Origin of the sequence: Candidatus Rhabdochlamydia sp. T3358, assembly GCF_901000775.1 — a bacterium.
Lineage (GTDB): Bacteria > Chlamydiota > Chlamydiia > Chlamydiales > Rhabdochlamydiaceae > Rhabdochlamydia.
On the sequence record NZ_CAAJGQ010000019.1, the window covers coordinates 34,522 to 51,525 of the forward strand.

The 17,004-nt window shown below is 37.5% G+C and carries 14 protein-coding genes; 4 read left to right on the forward strand and 10 right to left on the reverse strand.

Going from position 1 to position 17,004, the window contains the following annotated elements:
• Window positions 1–16: 16 nt before the first annotated feature.
• From RHTP_RS06595 to RHTP_RS06625, 7 genes are all read right to left on the reverse strand, one after another.
• Window positions 17–940, reverse strand: coding sequence for a glycosyltransferase family 25 protein (locus RHTP_RS06595; protein WP_138107336.1), 924 nt, complete (start codon window positions 938–940; stop codon window positions 17–19).
• A 135-nt stretch (window positions 941–1,075) separates the two neighbouring features.
• The gene (locus RHTP_RS06600) at window positions 1,076–2,566 is read right to left on the reverse strand and encodes an NAD(P)H-hydrate dehydratase (RefSeq protein ID WP_138107337.1); all 1,491 of its coding nucleotides are present in this window, start codon (window positions 2,564–2,566) and stop codon (window positions 1,076–1,078) included.
• A complete protein-coding gene (locus RHTP_RS06605; RefSeq protein WP_138107338.1) occupies window positions 2,566–3,564 on the reverse strand; it encodes an NAD(P)H-dependent glycerol-3-phosphate dehydrogenase in 999 nt (332 codons plus the stop codon). Before RHTP_RS06605 ends, RHTP_RS06600 begins: the two co-directional genes overlap by 1 nt.
• Window positions 3,565–3,652: 88 nt before the next feature.
• Entirely contained in the window at window positions 3,653–4,825 is a 1,173-nt protein-coding gene (locus RHTP_RS06610; protein WP_138107339.1) for a UTP--glucose-1-phosphate uridylyltransferase, read from the reverse strand.
• Entirely contained in the window at window positions 4,819–5,739 is a 921-nt protein-coding gene (locus RHTP_RS06615; RefSeq protein ID WP_138107340.1) for a glycosyltransferase family protein, read from the reverse strand. The genes RHTP_RS06610 and RHTP_RS06615 overlap by 7 nt, the downstream gene beginning before the upstream one ends.
• An 11-nt stretch (window positions 5,740–5,750) precedes the next feature.
• Window positions 5,751–6,800 carry a lipopolysaccharide heptosyltransferase II gene (gene waaF, locus RHTP_RS06620; protein WP_138107341.1) on the reverse strand — a complete coding sequence of 350 codons (1,050 nt, stop codon included), beginning with the start codon at window positions 6,798–6,800 and terminating at the stop codon, window positions 5,751–5,753.
• A gap of 19 nt (window positions 6,801–6,819) precedes the next feature.
• On the reverse strand, window positions 6,820–7,977 hold the full coding sequence (locus RHTP_RS06625) for a glycosyltransferase family 9 protein (protein WP_138107342.1): 1,158 nt from the start codon (window positions 7,975–7,977) through the stop codon (window positions 6,820–6,822).
• A 50-nt stretch (window positions 7,978–8,027) separates the two neighbouring features.
• Between RHTP_RS06625 and ruvC the strand changes: the two genes are divergently transcribed.
• Together ruvC and ruvA are read left to right on the forward strand one after the other, a co-directional pair.
• Window positions 8,028–8,543, forward strand: a complete 516-nt coding sequence (gene ruvC, locus RHTP_RS06630; RefSeq protein WP_138107343.1) for a crossover junction endodeoxyribonuclease RuvC — start codon at window positions 8,028–8,030, stop codon at window positions 8,541–8,543.
• Window positions 8,536–9,108, forward strand: a complete 573-nt coding sequence (gene ruvA / locus RHTP_RS06635) for a Holliday junction branch migration protein RuvA (protein WP_138107344.1) — start codon at window positions 8,536–8,538, stop codon at window positions 9,106–9,108. Before ruvC ends, ruvA begins: the two co-directional genes overlap by 8 nt.
• A gap of 1 nt (window position 9,109) precedes the next feature.
• On the opposite strand, the gene RHTP_RS06640 is transcribed toward ruvA, so the two are convergent.
• Together RHTP_RS06640 and RHTP_RS06645 are read right to left on the reverse strand one after the other, a co-directional pair.
• A complete protein-coding gene (locus RHTP_RS06640; RefSeq protein WP_138107345.1) occupies window positions 9,110–12,148 on the reverse strand; it encodes a two-partner secretion domain-containing protein in 3,039 nt (1,012 codons plus the stop codon).
• A gap of 25 nt (window positions 12,149–12,173) precedes the next feature.
• Window positions 12,174–13,904 (reverse strand): ShlB/FhaC/HecB family hemolysin secretion/activation protein, encoded by a 1,731-nt coding sequence (locus RHTP_RS06645; protein ID WP_138107346.1) that lies wholly within the window; start codon window positions 13,902–13,904, stop codon window positions 12,174–12,176.
• Between the two features lie 136 nt (window positions 13,905–14,040).
• Between RHTP_RS06645 and mnmE the strand changes: the two genes are divergently transcribed.
• On the forward strand, window positions 14,041–15,399 hold the full coding sequence (gene mnmE / locus RHTP_RS06650; protein ID WP_138107347.1) for a tRNA uridine-5-carboxymethylaminomethyl(34) synthesis GTPase MnmE: 1,359 nt from the start codon (window positions 14,041–14,043) through the stop codon (window positions 15,397–15,399).
• Window positions 15,396–16,025 (forward strand): endonuclease III, encoded by a 630-nt coding sequence (gene nth / locus RHTP_RS06655; protein ID WP_138107348.1) that lies wholly within the window; start codon window positions 15,396–15,398, stop codon window positions 16,023–16,025. Before mnmE ends, nth begins: the two co-directional genes overlap by 4 nt.
• On the opposite strand, the gene RHTP_RS06660 is transcribed toward nth, so the two are convergent.
• Window positions 15,998–16,909, reverse strand: a complete 912-nt coding sequence (locus RHTP_RS06660) for a phosphatidylserine decarboxylase (protein ID WP_138107349.1) — start codon at window positions 16,907–16,909, stop codon at window positions 15,998–16,000. The two genes, nth and RHTP_RS06660, sit on opposite strands and share 28 nt — an antisense overlap.
• Between the last annotated feature and the right edge of the window lie 95 nt (window positions 16,910–17,004).

Below are 17,004 nucleotides of genomic sequence, written 5' to 3' on the forward strand. Positions count from 1 at the left end.
TATATTATTTAAACCATCATTTTTTCTGTAAATAGTAAGGAGCCGAATTATCCGAAAGAGCAGCTGGCAGAGTGGAAACCACATCATCAATTACCGTAAAAAGACGAATTTGATCAGGCTGTGTATATTCCATATCAAAGGGAAGAAATAGACTGTAATTCTTAATGAAGTTAAGAATTTTTCTCATTCCCGAACGGCGCACAATCATGGAATAAGCCCCATAGCGCGCTCCCACATATCTCAAGTTTGGACTAACATTATATCTCTTGGAGAATTTTTCAGGATCTAAAGGGAAAAAATTAGGTCTTTGTGCGTAGCTGAAACACGGAACACATCTTCCATCTCTTCCTTTAGTATCTTGATCTGTGAATAAGATATCCCAATTGCTTTTTCCCACTAAATTATCGAGCTCATCGATAAGATCAGACAAAATGAGGGGATTACGGATAACTTGAATATCATCCTCCATAACCCATATGGTTTCATACCCTGAATCATAAGCGTCTTGCAGTATAGAGAGATGGCTAAGCACAATCCCTATTGCCCCTTTTGACATGCAGTGGCAAAAATAATTTTCATTGTTTACCTGCATAATTTCATGAAAATGACTCCCCGAATGCTGCATAGGATAAAAAGTTCCCCAAATTCCTTGCTGCATCCAAGATTCATAGCGAAGTCCCATAGCATTAATTGCAGCCAGAGAAAGTTCCCAGCCATTAACAGCGGAAAATCGATACGGAAAAATCTCATAAGGAGCTATTTGCTCCAAGCTGATCTGATATTTTTCTGGTCTTTCATCTAGATTAATCATATAGATGAAATCAATATTTCTGATTTGATGAGATGCAGATTTGTCTGAAATCTTTTTGAAATAATCTTCAATTGCAGCATGAAGTATATTAAATAAAAGAACACAAGACAAGACCACCCATTTAATCATTGATTAAAATTCCTTAAAAAGTAATTTTTTTTAAATATTATATAAACTCAAAAAAATAAGAAAGTAAAAAGAAAATATTTTCTTTTCCTTCTGCTTTAGAAAACCATATAAAATATAATTAAAAAACTACAGTTCTTATGAATAGACTGCGTGTTCTATTGAAGAGAACACTTTTGGCAAATACTCTAAAAGATCTGATGCTATGACACTATAAGAAGTCAAATCCCCAGCTGCTTTTTTTCCTGCTATAGCATGAATATAACAACCTAAAGCAGCAGTATAACGAGGGGTTAATCGATGACAGAGAAGAGCTGCAATCACTCCTGTTAATACATCTCCACTTCCAGCTGTTGCAAGTGCTGGATCTCCTTGAGTGATGATTAAAGGCAAATGATCGGGCGTAAAGATAAAAGTAGGAGCACCTTTTAGAACAAGGGTCACTTGTTTTTCCTCTACATAGTTTTGGCATAAAGATAACCAATCTATTTCTTCTTTTGTTTCTAAGCCAAGTAGCCTTTTCATTTCTTGTTTATGAGGGGTTAAAATACAAGAAGGAGGCAATTTCCAAGAAGGGTGTTTGGCTAAAGAAAACAAAGCATCTGCATCGATGACTAGTGGTTTACTGATCTTAAGTAGATGCTGAACGATTTCATCCGTTTTTTTTGTACGTGCAAGACCTGGGCCTACTAATACAGCTTTAGCTCGAGCAATTTCTTGGTCTAATGTGTTCTTATCATCTAAAGTCTGATGAATAATCTCATAAGGGACTGTAATCTTATCTGGGGAAAGTAAACGCACAATCCCCGCACCTGATCTTAAAGCTGCATAGCTTGCTAAAACAGCAGCTCCTGGCATCTCTTCAGAACCTGCAATAGCTACAACATACCCTTTTTGATATTTATGCCAAGACCGTTGGATAGGAGGTAATTTAAGAGAAGATATATTCAGTAAACAAGCAGAGGCTTTCACTTTATCTTCTAGAAGGCCAAAACCACCTCGAACCATTTCTCCTACATGATCCCATCCATCTCGTAGAAAAAAGCCTGTTTTAGCTAATTCTAAATAGATGGTTTTAGTAGCATGAATAGCTATTGATCCAACCTCACCTGTAGTGCCATTTAAACCTGAGGGAATATCAATGGCAAGAATAGGGAGCTTTGAATGATTAGCTATTTCGATGGCAGCGGCTAGTTCGTTACCTGCACTCTTTTTCATTCCAGTTCCTACAAGAGCATCTAGAATAAGACCTGTATGGTTCATCCTCTCTTGTATTTTTTCAAGAGAGAATTCTACTTTTCCTCCCTGAGCACAAAAATTCTCATACATATTCCGACATAAAGTACTAAATCGCTCTAATGGGTAAATGGGATATGCGATAACAGAGTATCCTTTTGCTACTAGGATTGCGCCTGCAGCAAAACCATCTCCTGCATTATTTCCTTTACCTGCAAAAAGCAATACTTCTTTGGGTAATTTTCTTTCTTGAATAAATTTTTCCACTTCTAATGCAATAGAAATTCCTGCTTTTTGCATAAATTCTAATTCTGAATAGCCCTTTTGAAAGGCTCTGTTTTCTAGATCCTTCATCTCTTGAGCTGTAACAACTTTTATCCCGTCTAATCCCATTATAAGTGCTCTTCCTTAATGGCTCTTTGCAAAAGAGACTTTACCGCATCTCGTGGATCTAATTGTTCATAGAGTATGGAACAAATAGCCGCTGTAATAGGAACAGGAATATTTTCTTTCGCTGCTAATTGTAATGCAGAAATACATGTATAAGCTCCTTCAACTACCATATTGATTTTTTCTTGAGCTTGCTCTCTTGTTAATCCGTCTGCAATTAATCTTCCAAACATGTAATTACGACTGAGTTTTGATAAGCAAGTAACACAGAGATCTCCTAACCCAGATAAACCGTTTAAAGTTTCTGGATTGCATTTCTTAGTAACAGAGAGTTTTCGAATTTCATGCAAGCCTCGTGTCATTAGAGCAGATTTGGTATTATCTCCGAATCCTAACCCATCTGAAATACCACAAGCAATAGCAATAATGTTTTTCATAGCTCCACCAAAAGCTACTCCATTTATATCTGCATTAGGATAGATTCGAAAGTAAGAGGTCATAAATAAATCAACAACCTGGTGCATCAAAGGAACATGATAAGCTGCACATACAATCGAAGTAGGCAATTTTTGAATGACTTCTTCTGCATGGCTCGGACCACTTAAACAAGCAATCTTATCTCGCATCTTTTCTCCTAAAACCTCTAGCACCACTTCATGCAATAATAAACCGGTATTTTGCTCAATTCCCTTAGAGGTAACAATAACAGGACAATGTACTTTCCCTCTTTCCAGCACTTGCTCAAAAACAGGGCGTATTCCTTTTGAGGTAACCGATTCAACAATATATTCAGCACCTTCAATAGCTTCTGATAAATCAGAAGTAAAGCTGAGATTATCGCTTGCTTTAAAACGAAGTAATTTAGGATGTTCTCTTTTTTCTGATAGCAGCTTGGCAAATTCTGGTTTTGCCGTCCATAAAATGACTTTATGACCTTTTGATGCAAGCAAAGCTGCTAAACAAAAACCCCAGGTTCCTGCGCCTAAATAGCCAATTTTCATTTAGATCCCTTTTTCTTTTTTTGAATAATCCCGTATTATCTATTTATTTTAATTAGAAAATAAAGTATATATATTATATACTTTTATGCTATGGTTCTAATTTCTCATAAGCAATCAACGCTTTCTCGACATTTTCTAAATCACTTAATTCTTTTAACGGGGCATATGTAAGATGACGCGGGTAGAGAAGAGTAGCGCTGCGAGGTAAGTGCTCTAACACATCAAAGAGAAATTTTTCATATTTCCAAATAAAGCAAGAGATCTGTTTTGTCTGACTGAAAGAAAGCAAATTCATTTTTTTTCTAGCTAGATGCAAAGGCAACTTTACATGACAATAGAGGCTTTGTAAATCAGATAAACAAAAACAAAATATGTTTACATTACAAAAAAGAAACTCTTTATATTTCTCTGAAGAAATTTCTGAATATTCTATAATCGAAATGCCTTCTTTTTTTTGTGCTACAACTCCCATATTCTCTTGAGAAGATTCTCTTGCCACAACTTTCAAGGCTACACTTAAACCAGACTCTACTGTGTAGCCTGTAAGTTCTGGATCTAAGGGATCTGCTAAAGGGTTGTCTATGGGAATCACATGAACATATTCTATCTGTAAACTTCGCCATAAATCGGCAATTTTGCTTGTGAAAAAACCATCTAATACATCGCCATTGCCATTGGGACCTTCTGCTATTTTACCAGGCGCTTCTAAACACCAATTGCCTTTTTCATCCAAAAAGGGAAGGCTTGTTTGTGAAAAAAATTGTACCTGAGCACTGTTCAACCCAAAGAAATGATTTTTTCTAAAAAAATTTTCTGTTTCTATGCGATTAGACAAAGACGTCATAATCGCGATTTGCAGACAATGTCCTAACGACTGCTTTTTTTTTATTCCTTCACAAAGTCTTTGAAATAAACTTTTTTTACAAATGGGGAATGTGCCTTTGGGACCTTTCCAATTCAAACGAGACCCATCCCCTCCAGCTAATACAATACAGCCCACTTTTCCTTGGTTGATGAGTTGACAACCTAATCGTTTGCAGTTTTTTGATCCTAATAAGCCAGGAGCTTTTAAAGGCGTAGATAAAATGGGGGTTTTATCCATATTGAGCAATTTTCTTTGTTCCGTTAAGAGAGAAAGATTTAAAGGTTGCGCCTGTTGCCAAAATGCCTCTATCTGATCGCTGCCTAGTGTTTCTAAAGCATGTAAGAGATGAGTTTGCTCTAAGGAATGAAAATGTTGGGATAAAAGCTGTTTTAGCATACTTTTTCCTGAAGTTCAGCAAGGATTTTTATGACTTGTTTAACTGAAATATTACAAATATCTTTGTGTTTTGCAATGAGTGGAATATGCTGCAGCAATGGATTTGGAGACTGCACTTGCTGTTTCAATACTCCTTGCTTAGGATCTGCCCACAAAGATATCACATTCAATTTAAAGGGACTATTTAAATAATACGTCATAGAAAGCACTCCTGAGTCAGGCGTGAGCAGATAGCAACAACGATTCTTAATAATAGAGAGCATCTCTAATAAAGTGGTTTCTCCTCTTAAATCAATGACCCCTTCTTGTAAAAATGGTATTTCTTTAGAGAATCCAAATAAGATAGGGGTTAGTTTTAATTCAGAAAATAGTTGATACAGACACTCTTTCCAATAAATAACAGGCCAATTTTTCTGATACTTGTATTTTGTTTCTGTCTGAATATGAATTGCTATGTATTTCTGCATAGGATCTAATCTAAATCGCTCATATAAGGTATCGTGTGCTTCTAGCCAATTCAACTTTGGAGTAACTCTTCCCAATTGCCATTTTAACCAACGCGTAGGATCTGGATGTTCTATAATTATATCAAACGACTTCTCACTTTTTTGCAGACGAGCTAAAGAGCTTTTAAGATCAAAAGACTCTCCTCTTTTCCAAGAAGGATCTACAAGCACTTCTACTTGATTTAATAAATTAAACCCTAAAAGAAGATCGGGGCGTGTAAGAAAAGTAATTTTAGCATCAGGTATGAATTCACGAATTCGGTATATCAAAGCATAAAGCCCCAGAGGAACATCTCCTAATCCTCGATTCCAGCAAATCAAAAAATAGGTATTTTTTTTCTTTGCTGCATTTTTTAATAAACGATCAAAATAGGAGATTTTAAATGTATATAGTAATGTATCAAACATGCTCAAAATTTTTAAGAGGGTTGGTTAAACAACGCTTGTAAAACTTGTTGATAAACCTCTTCTACTTCAATGGCTTTCATACAGCGAAAATCAATAGGACAAGTACGCTTATAACAAGGAGAACATGCGACGTGTTTGTGGATTACTCTAGCTTTAGAAAAAGGACCAGTCATTATCTCGTTGGTAGAGCCGAATAATGCAACAACAGGTATCCCTAATGCATCAGCGATATGCATAGGTCCACTATCATTAGAAAGAAAAACTCTACACAGAGAAATTAGGCTAGCCAACTCTCTTAAAGAGGTTAAACCTGCTAAATTTATAGCTCTTGCTGGCAGAGTCCGGCAAATGCTTTTAATAAGAGGTATACTCCCCTGATCTCCAAAAAACACAAGATGGATCTTTTCATTTTGTAATAGTTTATGAGCTACTTGAGTAAATCTCTCAGGCAGCCAGCATTTAGCTGATCCATACGCAGCAGCTGGGTTTATACCGATTAAGATATCACTCTCTTGCATTCCTTGCTGTTTGAGTAGCTCTTTTGCTGTCTGTATTTCTTGATCAGCAAGGTATAATCGTGGGGCTGTTTTTGAAACAGGGATCCCCAATACAGATAATAGCATCTTGTATGTTTTGACAAGATGTTGTTTTCTTAATTGTAATGGAGGACGAATAGGATGAGTCAATAAAAAACTTCTAAAATTGCTCCTATATCCTATCCGATAGGTCACACTCCCTCGGTAAAACCACCAGGAAGAAGAAAATGAATTGGTCAATAAAATGCCTAAATCATATCTCCCTTGGCGTATTTTTTCTATAAGATCTCGGTGTCTATCTCGACGATTAAATCCACTAGCTTTGCTAAAACAAAATATCTCATTGATATCGGGATCTATTTCTAATAATTGACAAACCCCTATACGACACATTACTGTAATCGAAGCTTTTGGAAAAGCTTTGCGCACGTCGGAAAGAATAGGAGTTGCCATGACGAAATCCCCTATCCAATTAGGCATGCGTATGATGATATTTTTAGGTTCTATGTGCTTAATTGATTTCATGCATTCATCATAATAATAATCAACAAAAACTCACAAAACAATTCGTTTTAATAATTGTTGCAAGCACCTCATCAGGTGTGATTTCACGGATACAATTCATTGTTGAACAACCTTTACGATTTAAACAAGGAACGCAAGTTAATTTTTTAAATAGCAGCGTAGCCTTTGGATTTAATGGCCCACAAAAAACAGGCGAATTGATTCCTGAAAATATAATTGTTGTAGGAATTGAATAAGCAGAGGCTATATGCACTGCTGAAGAATCAACACTAACCAAATGTCTTGCTTTTTGAATAACTGCTGCAAATTCTTGCCAATTCAAGAGGTTAGCTGCATTAAATACATTAGGCAGTTGATACGTTATCCTATTGATACGACAAGCTTCTTCTTTGCCTAAACCCGTAAATACAATAAAAAATCCTTGTCCTATGCATTTTTGCGTTAAAATCCTCCATTTCTCTTCCAGCCAAAGCTTCGGAGATTCTTTAGTGCCCATATGGAAGACAAGATATGTATTTCTTAGAAAAGCTTTGGGTAAAATTTGCGCTACAAGACTTTTACACATAGGGGGAAGTTGAGGTCGGATTTTTACTTGCACTTTTTTCCCAACAAGAAGGCTTAATAGATCACGATAGTTATCACCCATTCCTTGATTGCGATCGATTTTTTTAAGAGGATGCGTAAGAAGCGATCCAAAACCACCCGTTGTCCAACCAGCCCTATAAGGGATTCCTGCCTTCCATAACCAAAAAATGGCATTTGGGAAAAAAGGATATAGGTCCACTGCTAAGTCATACTGTTGCTGTTTGATTTCTGCTAGCGCTAATCTAGCTGTGCGATAATACCGTTTGATTTTTTCTTTAAAAGGTATAGCTGCTGCATTTAGCTTCCAGTGATCCATCAGATGAATATTTTGGATTAAAGGATGATCCTTTACAACTAAATGAGCCCAACTGCCAATTAGCACTCCCATTTCAGCCTGAGGCCATAGCTCTTTGCAAGCTGCAAGCATTGCTGTAGTTATTACAACATCGCCTAGATGAGCTAAGTTTACTAAAAGAATTTTCCGAGGAGCTACAATAGGTTCTTGTTTGTGATACACGGGTAAAATCGCATCAATACCTCTTAGGAGAATCTTACCAAATCTATTATTTACTAAATAACGAGGGCTATTCATATTGATTTAGCATAGAGAAAAAAGGAATTTTACTACTATAGTTAAAAGATATGTATAAAAAACCCTCTTTAGTCATTTTAGGGATCGATCCAGGAACTAAGAAATCTGGTTATGGGATCATTAAAGTAGAACACCCTCGTCTAGAACCTTTAGACTTTGGAGTGATTACTCCTCCCTTTCACACGGATAGCAATCATTGCTATTTAGTTTTATTCAATAGCTTTGAAAAATTATTAAAAGCCTACAAGCCAGATGCGGTTTCCATTGAGACGCAATTTGTAGATAAGAATGTAAAAAGTGCGTTCAAAGTTGCTATGGCGCGCAGTATGGCTATCATTACAGCTGCTCGCCAAAACATCCCTGTATTTGAATACGCTCCTAAAAAAGCAAAACTAGCTGTTGTCGGGAACGGATCTGCAAGTAAGAACCAAGTGCAAAAAATGGTCCAACTCATTCTAAAACTATCCTCTATTCCTGAACCAGAAGATGCCTCAGATGCTTTAGCACTTGCTATCTGCCATGCAAATACCTTACACTTTAACGTAAAACATAAATCTCATGTTTGATTATCTTAAAGCAACCCTCATAGAATCAAGCCCTTTAAAAGTCACTGTAGAAGTACATGGCATAGGATACCGGGTTTGGGTTCCTGTTCACATGAAGCTCCCTCAAAAAGGGGGGTTAATGACTCTTTATATTGCTCCTATTATTCGAGAAGATTCTCATCAGTTATTTGGCTTTTTAACACGTTTAGAAAGAGATTTTTTTGAGCTTCTCATCACTATTTCCGGAGTGGGGCCTAAAATAGCTCTTTGTTTAATGGGACATCTTGAGCTACCAGACCTTCATGCAGCCATATTACAAGGTAATGTCCAAGTTCTTTCTAAAACACCAGGTATTGGTAAAAAAACAGCTGAAAGATTAATCATTGAATTACGTGATAAAGTAAAAACCTTAAACCTACCCATTTCCTCTACAAATAACAACCAAATGCAAAGTGATGCTCTAAGCGCACTGATCCATTTAGGATATCCTTCTATCCAAGCCCAAAAAGCCATCAAAACAGTTCTTGATCAATTGAAAGAGCCTGATCTTGGACAATTGATCACAGCAGCTCTCAAACAAATTTAATTTACCTAGTGAGATCCCTCCAATCTGTTCTATAGCGCAATACTCTACGATATGGATCAAAGCACACCAGCTCTCTTTGAGAAAAATAATCTAGCTTAGCTTGATATATAGGTGGATCTACCATGGGCAGAAGATCAGAGAGCTCTGCTTGATCTACAGCAAATTGAAATACATCTTCTATCGCCTCGATTGTTCCATCTTTGTAGTAGATTGTAAATGGCCCTCCTCCATAACTCCCCCCTGGATAGTAAGTAGCCCACATCTCTTCATTTGTATTCACAAAAAGCGTTCCTGGTGTAAATGGAGAACCATTGATGAGATCGTTGATTTGATTTTGGCTACGAACAGCTGTATAAATACGCAATTGTCCACGAGCGGATAAAGTAGAGTTAATACTAAAAAACCCAGAACCAATTAAAGGTGCTACGGGAAAGAGATTATCGGTTACAAGAGTAACATTGCCTCCAGCATTAATTATATTGGCAGATCCTGCATTGGATTGCATAATGATATCTTTGCCGGCAATGGCAGTGAGCTGTCCTGTTGTGGTAAAGGGAGAAGAACCGCCATGGCCTATTTGTGCATAATTAGATGTACTTGCACTACCACCAATTACAGAAATCGAACCATCGACAAGTAGTGAAATATTCCCATTTAGTATACTTCCAGTCCCACCTACATGGCCAATTTGTGCAAACCCAGATGTCCCTGTGCCACTATTGGCTCCTTGTAAAACCATATCGCCACCAACATGGTTAAATAGAATATCTCCTGTTACATTAGAGATAGTTGTCGGATCTCCATAACCAATAAAAGCATAGTTTTGTGAATTAGCTGCAGTAAGAGAGACATTTCTTCCTACAGTAAATTGCAGAGAGCCTCCTGTAAGATTGGCATTTCCACTGCTTATAATGGCATTAGCTGCTGAAGTTGAACCTGAGGTGAGTATTAAGTCTCGTCCAATGGTAAGATTGGCTATACCGTTAAAAGATGTCATAAAGCTAGGATTTATATTTGCCGTTAAAATACAATCTGTTTGCGAGTTTACTACTAAGTTTCCAGCCTTACACGCAACGAAACCATCAGTTAATACTACGGATCCTATGTTAGAATTAAGAGTAACAGAGCCATTTGAAGCTGTGATTCCTTGACCATTGACAAAGATTCCTACCCCATTATTGTTTGGCGCTTGACCATTTAAGATGACATTTCCAGAATCTGCATTTAAACTAGATGCAGCCAGTTGAATCCCTGCTCCACTTGCATTTGCTATACCAGTTGCATTTATCCCACCGCCAGCTATTGTAGAATTTATCAGAGAAATCCCCCCTTGATTTCCTGTGCCACTTAAAATAACAGCCCCCGGATTAGGGTTGCTTGCATTTACACTTGTTGAACTTAAGTTAATTCCCTTAGCGCCAACCAAATTATTATTAGGATTTATAGTTAATTCCATAGAACCTGTCCCCGTATCCAAACTACAGTTATTAAGAAAGATTCCTCCTGCGATGAAATTGGCTAGGTCTCCCTGCTGAATAATAATATCACCCCCATTTGTTGTAAGCGTCAGACCAACTCCTATAAAAGATGCAGTATTAGCTAACGGTGGCAGAGGCCCACTACTATTAAATGTAGCATTAAAACTTCCACCATTTAATGAAATAGTGCGTGGGGAAAAAGCTGCCAAAATAGAACCGCCCGCTTGTAGAGTTAAGTTATTTGCAGTTACGCTAGTGATATCCTCTTGAATGGTAATATTTTGATTTGCCTGCAAAATAAGATTTGCTGTACCAAGAGCAACCGCTATATCAGTTGCATTAATATCTACATCTCCTGGAGTATTAAATACCTGTCCTGCTGGAAGAGTTGTGCCTGTAGATATGATCGTAATAAAATCTGGATCAATTAAAAGATTTCCTGTCTTTCCATTTGCAGCTGTTAGGTCGACTAAGCCTTCAAAACTTAATCCTTTTCTACCGGACACTTCCGCAAATCCTCCATCTCCTGATAGGGCTCCTCCTTTAGCAGAAAGGGAGCCTAAGAATTCTGTGTTTTCTTCTGACCAAATAATGATCTCTCCTCCATTGCCTGTTTGTCTAGCATCAGCGTGGATTTGCACTTCGCGATCGATGAGTACATGCTGCGCTAGTGGAATATTTGAATCTTGGCCTTTGTAGCCTCCACCAATTAATATCCTTCCTCCTTGGGTATCAGAAGAGGCATCTATAATAGCTTGTTCTTTGAGAAGAACTTCTTTGCCTAATAATTGAATATCAGCGGCTTCTACATTACCGGTAATTTCTGTTTCTTGAGCAAAAAGATAGACGCGTCCTTCTTGTGTACCTAGGGTATTGGCTGTGATTCTTCCGCTGTGTTTTATGGCATGGGCATAGGGGTTTTTTTGAATGGAGGTGTTTAGGAGTTGAAGGTTTTCTGTGTTGAGTTCTTGGTTGGTTTGTATGAACACTCTTTGGTTATCGATTTGCAAGGTGGCTTTTGCACAAGCTACTGCTTGCAGAGATCCGTTGATCTCTCCTTGGTTTTCAATACTTTTCGCTAGTAGGGTGATTTGTCCTACAGGACAGGAAATGGTACCTAAATTGATGATGGATCCGGGGTTCTCACTAAAGAACTCAAGGGTATTCTTTGTAAAAAAATCTTGGGTGAGAACATCTAATGTCGATGCTAGGAATCCAGCTGTCTCTATCACGCCACTAGGACCTATGAGTATACCGTTTTGGTTAATGAGATAGACCATCCCATTGGATTGGAGTTTGCCTAAAATCTCACTTGGGTCAGAGCCGACTACGCGGTTTAGGATAGAGGATGTTTCTTGTGCTTGATCAAAAATGAGAACTTCTTGGGGGTTTAAGGAAAAACTGTTCCAATGCACAACGGAATCTTGTGTGCTTTGGATCTGTATTTGTCCTTGTGCATTTATTTGAGGAGGACTTGCCTGTCCTGAAATCAGCTCAAACCCTTCTGGCGCTGCATACGCTGTAATCGAGTAGAGAAAAAGACTAAGGACTATTTTTTTCATGTTTCCTCTTACACATTAAATGTGTTTAATAACTAGCTATTACCCCAAAATGCACTCTTTGGTGATTTGATCCAAAAAATTTTTTATGATAAAGCTGAATACCGTAATCTAAACGAACAGCGAGGTAAGTGGAAAAAGCATATCTTAAACCAGGTCCAACAGACATTAAGTGATTACTTTTACCTTCAGGAGGAATAGGAGTGTGGTTATTTGCATAGCCATAATCGAAAAATGCCAGTAGCTCTAGTTTATCATGGCATCTAGCAAAAAAGCGAAAAGCAGGGGTATATAGTTCCGTGCGAACAAAAAGCCCCGTATCGGTATTGAGCTCTCTTTCATCATAACCACGAACCGTATCATAGCCTCCAATGTAAAACTGTTCGCTAGGAAGTAGATTTTGATTGGATAATTGTCCGCTAAATCCTACAGAAAAATAAAAATCTTTAGGCAGTTTTTGAGAAACAGTGCAATTTAAACGCCCATAAATCCAATGATTTTTAGCATTCGGACGCAGTTGAGAATATAAAACATCAGTCTGGTCTGCAAGCCATTTGCCAGGTGAACAAAACCCTTGAATTTGATAATCAATCCGATTGCGATTACCAGAATAGGCTCCTTTGTATTCAAGCATAACCTGGGTTAGATTGACATTATTTGCAATTGTTGGTGAATTATCAGAGAATTCTACCGTGTTATTTGTTCGCTTAAAATCCCCTCCTAAACTCATTTCATGAGTTAGGTGCGAATAGGTTTTAAAAGGAATGACATAACGCAAACTCGCCTGCATGCCCCAACCCTTATTGCGCGTAACAGGCAATGGCAGATTAGGACGCACTCTTGCATAACCTCCATAAATGTTTAGCACATTACGCCAGGCACAAGGAAGTGTGTATTGCAAAGTATGCGCTTGAAAACGTTTTGTGTTAAAAGAGGAAGTATACTGATAGGTGAGCATCTGTTGGTAATTAGTTAGATTAAAACCAGCAAAAAAGCGCTCTCTTTGAATGGTTTTAACACCAGTGTTGTCTACTCCACCATATAATCTAAACCGCCGTCTAGCATTTGCTCGTAATAAAACATCCGTTGTACCTTCCTCACAGCCTGGTTGGTAAACAATGTCTATCTGACGAAAGGGGTTGCGATTGAGCCAAGCTACATCGTTGAATAAGATAGACTCATTAATTCTCTCTCCTGGACATAAACGCATATAGTCCATGATTTTATTTACTGCATAGCCTTCATTGGGCTCTATACATATCTCTCCAAGTGTGCTTTCACAAATTACAACATGCAATATCCCATTGGTGATATCTTGCTTAGGAAATTCAATTAAGACAAAGGGATAATGGATACCATAATAATAAGAGAAAATGGTTTGTTCAATCTCGCAGAGAATTTCTTCGTCAAGAGGGTGCTGTAGGTAAACAGATAAAGAATCTACAAGACCATCTAAACATTCAGAAGAATCAAGTTTAATTTGCACTCCTTCGATATCTGGCTTAAGCAAACGAGCAGATCTATGTATTTGATCTTTATGAGAAACAAGAACAATCGCTTGAATGTAAACTTGTTTTTTTTCTAACGTCTCTTGATTAGAAGTTCGTTCTAATTGAAGCCCTTCTTCTATAGAAGAACTTTCTTTGACTAGACTAAAGTCTTCTACTTGCTGAGATACCGAGTCAAGGATCACTGATTCTGAATCTGCAAAAAGTAAAAAAGGCCAACTCAATAAAAAAATAGAAAATAGATAAATCATATTTTAGATTATTCAACGAATAAGTCTTTTTTTTCAAAATATAATTTACAAAAAAATTGCTCTTTACAGGAGATAGCCTTAAAAAATTTACACCTTGTAATTTCTGAGAAGATGCTCTATTGTTTTTGTTTTTATTATGTATACGCAACACCAAATTGATCAAACCATTGCTGCTATTGCCACTGCCCCAGGAGAGGGAGGGGTTGCGGTTATCCGTGTGGCTGGCAAACAATCGATAGAAGTTGTAGCTAAGGTTTTCTCAGGCCCTATTCACTCTTACCCCTCGCACACCGTTCATTTAGGTAAGATTATAAATGCGGATCAAGTAATCATTGACGAAGTTCTGATCCTTGTCATGCGAGCTCCCAAATCTTATACAGGAGAGGATATTGTTGAGATTCACTGTCATGGAGGATCTTTAATTTCACGCAGAGTGCTAGAAACTATTTTAGAAGCAGGCGCTAGAGCAGCAGGTCCTGGCGAATTTACTTTTCGCGCTTTTATGAACGGGAAAATAGATCTTATACAGGCAGAGGCCGTACAAAATCTCATTGCAGCTAAAAATGATCTTGCCCTGCATGCAGCTGAACAACAACTGCAAGGACAGCTTTCTTCTCGTATTCTCTTTTTTCAACAACAATTAGTTGATATTGCAGCTATGTTTGAAGCCTGGGTTGACTTTCCCGAAGAGGATTTGGAATTCGCAAGTATAGAAAATGTGGCTACTCGATTAGAACGTTTAAGAAAGCAAATTTGTTATTTAGCAGCCACCTTTCAAGAAGGAAAACTACTGCAGTTTGGGCCCACTTTATGTTTAATAGGGCCACCCAATGCAGGTAAATCCTCTTTGATGAATGTTTTATTAGGTAAAGAGCGTGCCATTGTTACCTCTATTGCTGGAACCACACGTGATACTTTAGAAGAAGAGCTTCTGATAGGGAATTTGCATTTTCGCTTAATCGATACAGCAGGAATTCGAGAAACAAAAGAGATCATTGAACAAGAAGGGATTCGCAGATCAAAAGAAGCGATGCAAAAAGCCGATCTTGTCTTGCTGATCTTAGATGCGTCCTTGCCTCTTTGTCCTTATGCAGATCAGCTACTCTCTATGGTGGATACTAAAAAAACTCTTCTTGTATGGAATAAAAGTGATATTACATCTGTTATACCTGATAGGGAAAACAGCTTGCTTATCTCCGCTAAAAACCAAACAGGTATTGAAGAGCTCAAGCAAAAGATCTCTCAAATGATCTGGCAAAAAGCTCCTCCTTCCAAAGAAGAAGTGCTTATTACCAATATTCGTCATGAAAGGAGTTTGTTAAATGCCGCTATTTCGCTTAAAAGAGTAATCGATGGCCTCCACACAAACTTATCTCCTGAGTTTCTCTCTTTTGATCTAAAAATCTGCCTACAAGAGCTAGGAGAAATTATCGGTCATAATATAACAGAAGACATCCTAACTGCGATCTTCTCCAAGTTTTGCGTGGGGAAATGAACCAAAAAAAACGTGCACAACGCATTCAAGATATTTTACATCATTTATTTCCTAATCCTGAAATCCCCTTACAGCATCAAGACCCCTATACCTTATTGATTGCAGTTGTCTTATCTGCGCAAAACACAGATAGAAAAGTCAATCAAGTAACCCCTACTTTATTTGCAAAAGCCTCTACCCCTCAACAAATGCTAACTTTGAGCATAGCAGAGATTGCTAGCATGATTAAAACTTGTGGCTTAAGCAATACAAAAGCAAAGGCTATCTGGAATCTCTCTAAAATACTTGTTGAGCAACACAAAGGTAGAGTACCAAACTCTTTATTGGCTTTAGAAAAACTCCCTGGTGTAGGGCATAAAACCGCATCAGTTGTTGTATCGCAAGGATTTGGCAAGCCCGCCTTCCCCGTAGATACACATATCCACCGCTGTGCAAAGAGGTGGTTTTTAAGTCGGGGAAAAAACGTGGAAGAAACAGAAAAAGATCTTAAGAGCCTTTTTCCTAAAAAAATCTGGAATAAACTTCACTTGCAAATCATCTACTTTGCAAGAGAGTATTGCCCTGCTCGTGGCCATAAAAAAGAAATGTGCCCCATCTGTCAATGGATCGATGAGCCTAGTGATTGACCCATTAATCCACGCACCTCTTGACTGCGTGCGCTACTCTCTAATAGATCCTGATCAAAACGAATCCGATTAGGTTCAAATAATAAAATCAGACAAGATCCTCCAAAAGAAAAATATCCCTTTTCGTCCCCTTTTTCATACATTTTATGAGCTTGAAATGTTTGGTGAATACTTCCTACGTGAGTTGCGCCTATTTCTATGTATAACAGATTTCCAAAATGCGAAGTGGCAAGCATAGTGATCACTCTTTTATTTTCACTTAAGATCTTTATGTTGCGTTTAAGCGCTACGGGATTCACAGAAAAAAGAGCCCCGTTAATTAATTGAGGTTGCCCAGGAGTTGCCCTGCAAGGAAAATGAAATCTATGATAGTCAACAGGACAAAGGCGTGCGATAACCATTGATCCCGCTTGATACTTGTTTGCTAGTTCTTCATTTTTAAGCAGCTCTTTTAAAGAAAATTTTTTTCCTTTAACAAAAAAATGAGGAAATTCTCTTACATTTGGAAAAACCAAATACCGAGCATCGGTTGGTAAAACAGCCCTATTTTCTTCTTGAATAATAGGCCTTGCTTCAGGCTTTAACCGACGAATAAAAAAATCATTAAAAGAATAAAAGCTACTAACAGGCTCCAAAAATTCAGAAGTGTCGACATCGAATTTTTTGATAAAGGGAATAATCTTATGACGACTCATGGATCTTTTTTGAAAAAAGCCATACAATTTAGAAAAAAAAGAAAATCTAGCGGTTAATGGTAAGATAAAAAAAGAAATGACACGCGATAAAAAAGTATCTTTATACAAAAGGTCTATAAAAAATTTACCATATACCTTTTCTTCTCTTTTTTCCTTAGTCAGGCGATCCAAATAAATGATTTTAGACATGTTTCCTTTAAGAAAAGATTTTAAAAAAGGCTTCTCATTTTTTATTGTAAAGAATTCTATCCCTTAGAAATGAGTTAAAGTTAACTATAAAAAAT

Bases quoted from the DNA above. Each gene is read 5' to 3' on its own strand.
- RHTP_RS06595 (WP_138107336.1), bottom strand. From the start codon at position 940: ATGATTAAATGGGTGGTCTTGTCTTGTGTTCTTTTATTTAATATACTT.
- RHTP_RS06600 (WP_138107337.1), bottom strand. From the start codon at position 2,566: ATGGGATTAGACGGGATAAAAGTTGTTACAGCTCAAGAGATGAAGGAT.
- RHTP_RS06605 (WP_138107338.1), bottom strand. From the start codon at position 3,564: ATGAAAATTGGCTATTTAGGCGCAGGAACCTGGGGTTTTTGTTTAGCA.
- RHTP_RS06610 (WP_138107339.1), bottom strand. From the start codon at position 4,825: ATGCTAAAACAGCTTTTATCCCAACATTTTCATTCCTTAGAGCAAACT.
- RHTP_RS06615 (WP_138107340.1), bottom strand. From the start codon at position 5,739: ATGTTTGATACATTACTATATACATTTAAAATCTCCTATTTTGATCGT.
- waaF (WP_138107341.1), bottom strand. From the start codon at position 6,800: ATGAAATCAATTAAGCACATAGAACCTAAAAATATCATCATACGCATG.
- RHTP_RS06625 (WP_138107342.1), bottom strand. From the start codon at position 7,977: ATGAATAGCCCTCGTTATTTAGTAAATAATAGATTTGGTAAGATTCTC.
- ruvC (WP_138107343.1), top strand. From the start codon at position 8,028: ATGTATAAAAAACCCTCTTTAGTCATTTTAGGGATCGATCCAGGAACT.
- ruvA (WP_138107344.1), top strand. From the start codon at position 8,536: ATGTTTGATTATCTTAAAGCAACCCTCATAGAATCAAGCCCTTTAAAA.
- RHTP_RS06640 (WP_138107345.1), bottom strand. From the start codon at position 12,148: ATGAAAAAAATAGTCCTTAGTCTTTTTCTCTACTCGATTACAGCGTAT.
- RHTP_RS06645 (WP_138107346.1), bottom strand. From the start codon at position 13,904: ATGATTTATCTATTTTCTATTTTTTTATTGAGTTGGCCTTTTTTACTT.
- mnmE (WP_138107347.1), top strand. From the start codon at position 14,041: ATGTATACGCAACACCAAATTGATCAAACCATTGCTGCTATTGCCACT.
- nth (WP_138107348.1), top strand. From the start codon at position 15,396: ATGAACCAAAAAAAACGTGCACAACGCATTCAAGATATTTTACATCAT.
- RHTP_RS06660 (WP_138107349.1), bottom strand. From the start codon at position 16,909: ATGTCTAAAATCATTTATTTGGATCGCCTGACTAAGGAAAAAAGAGAA.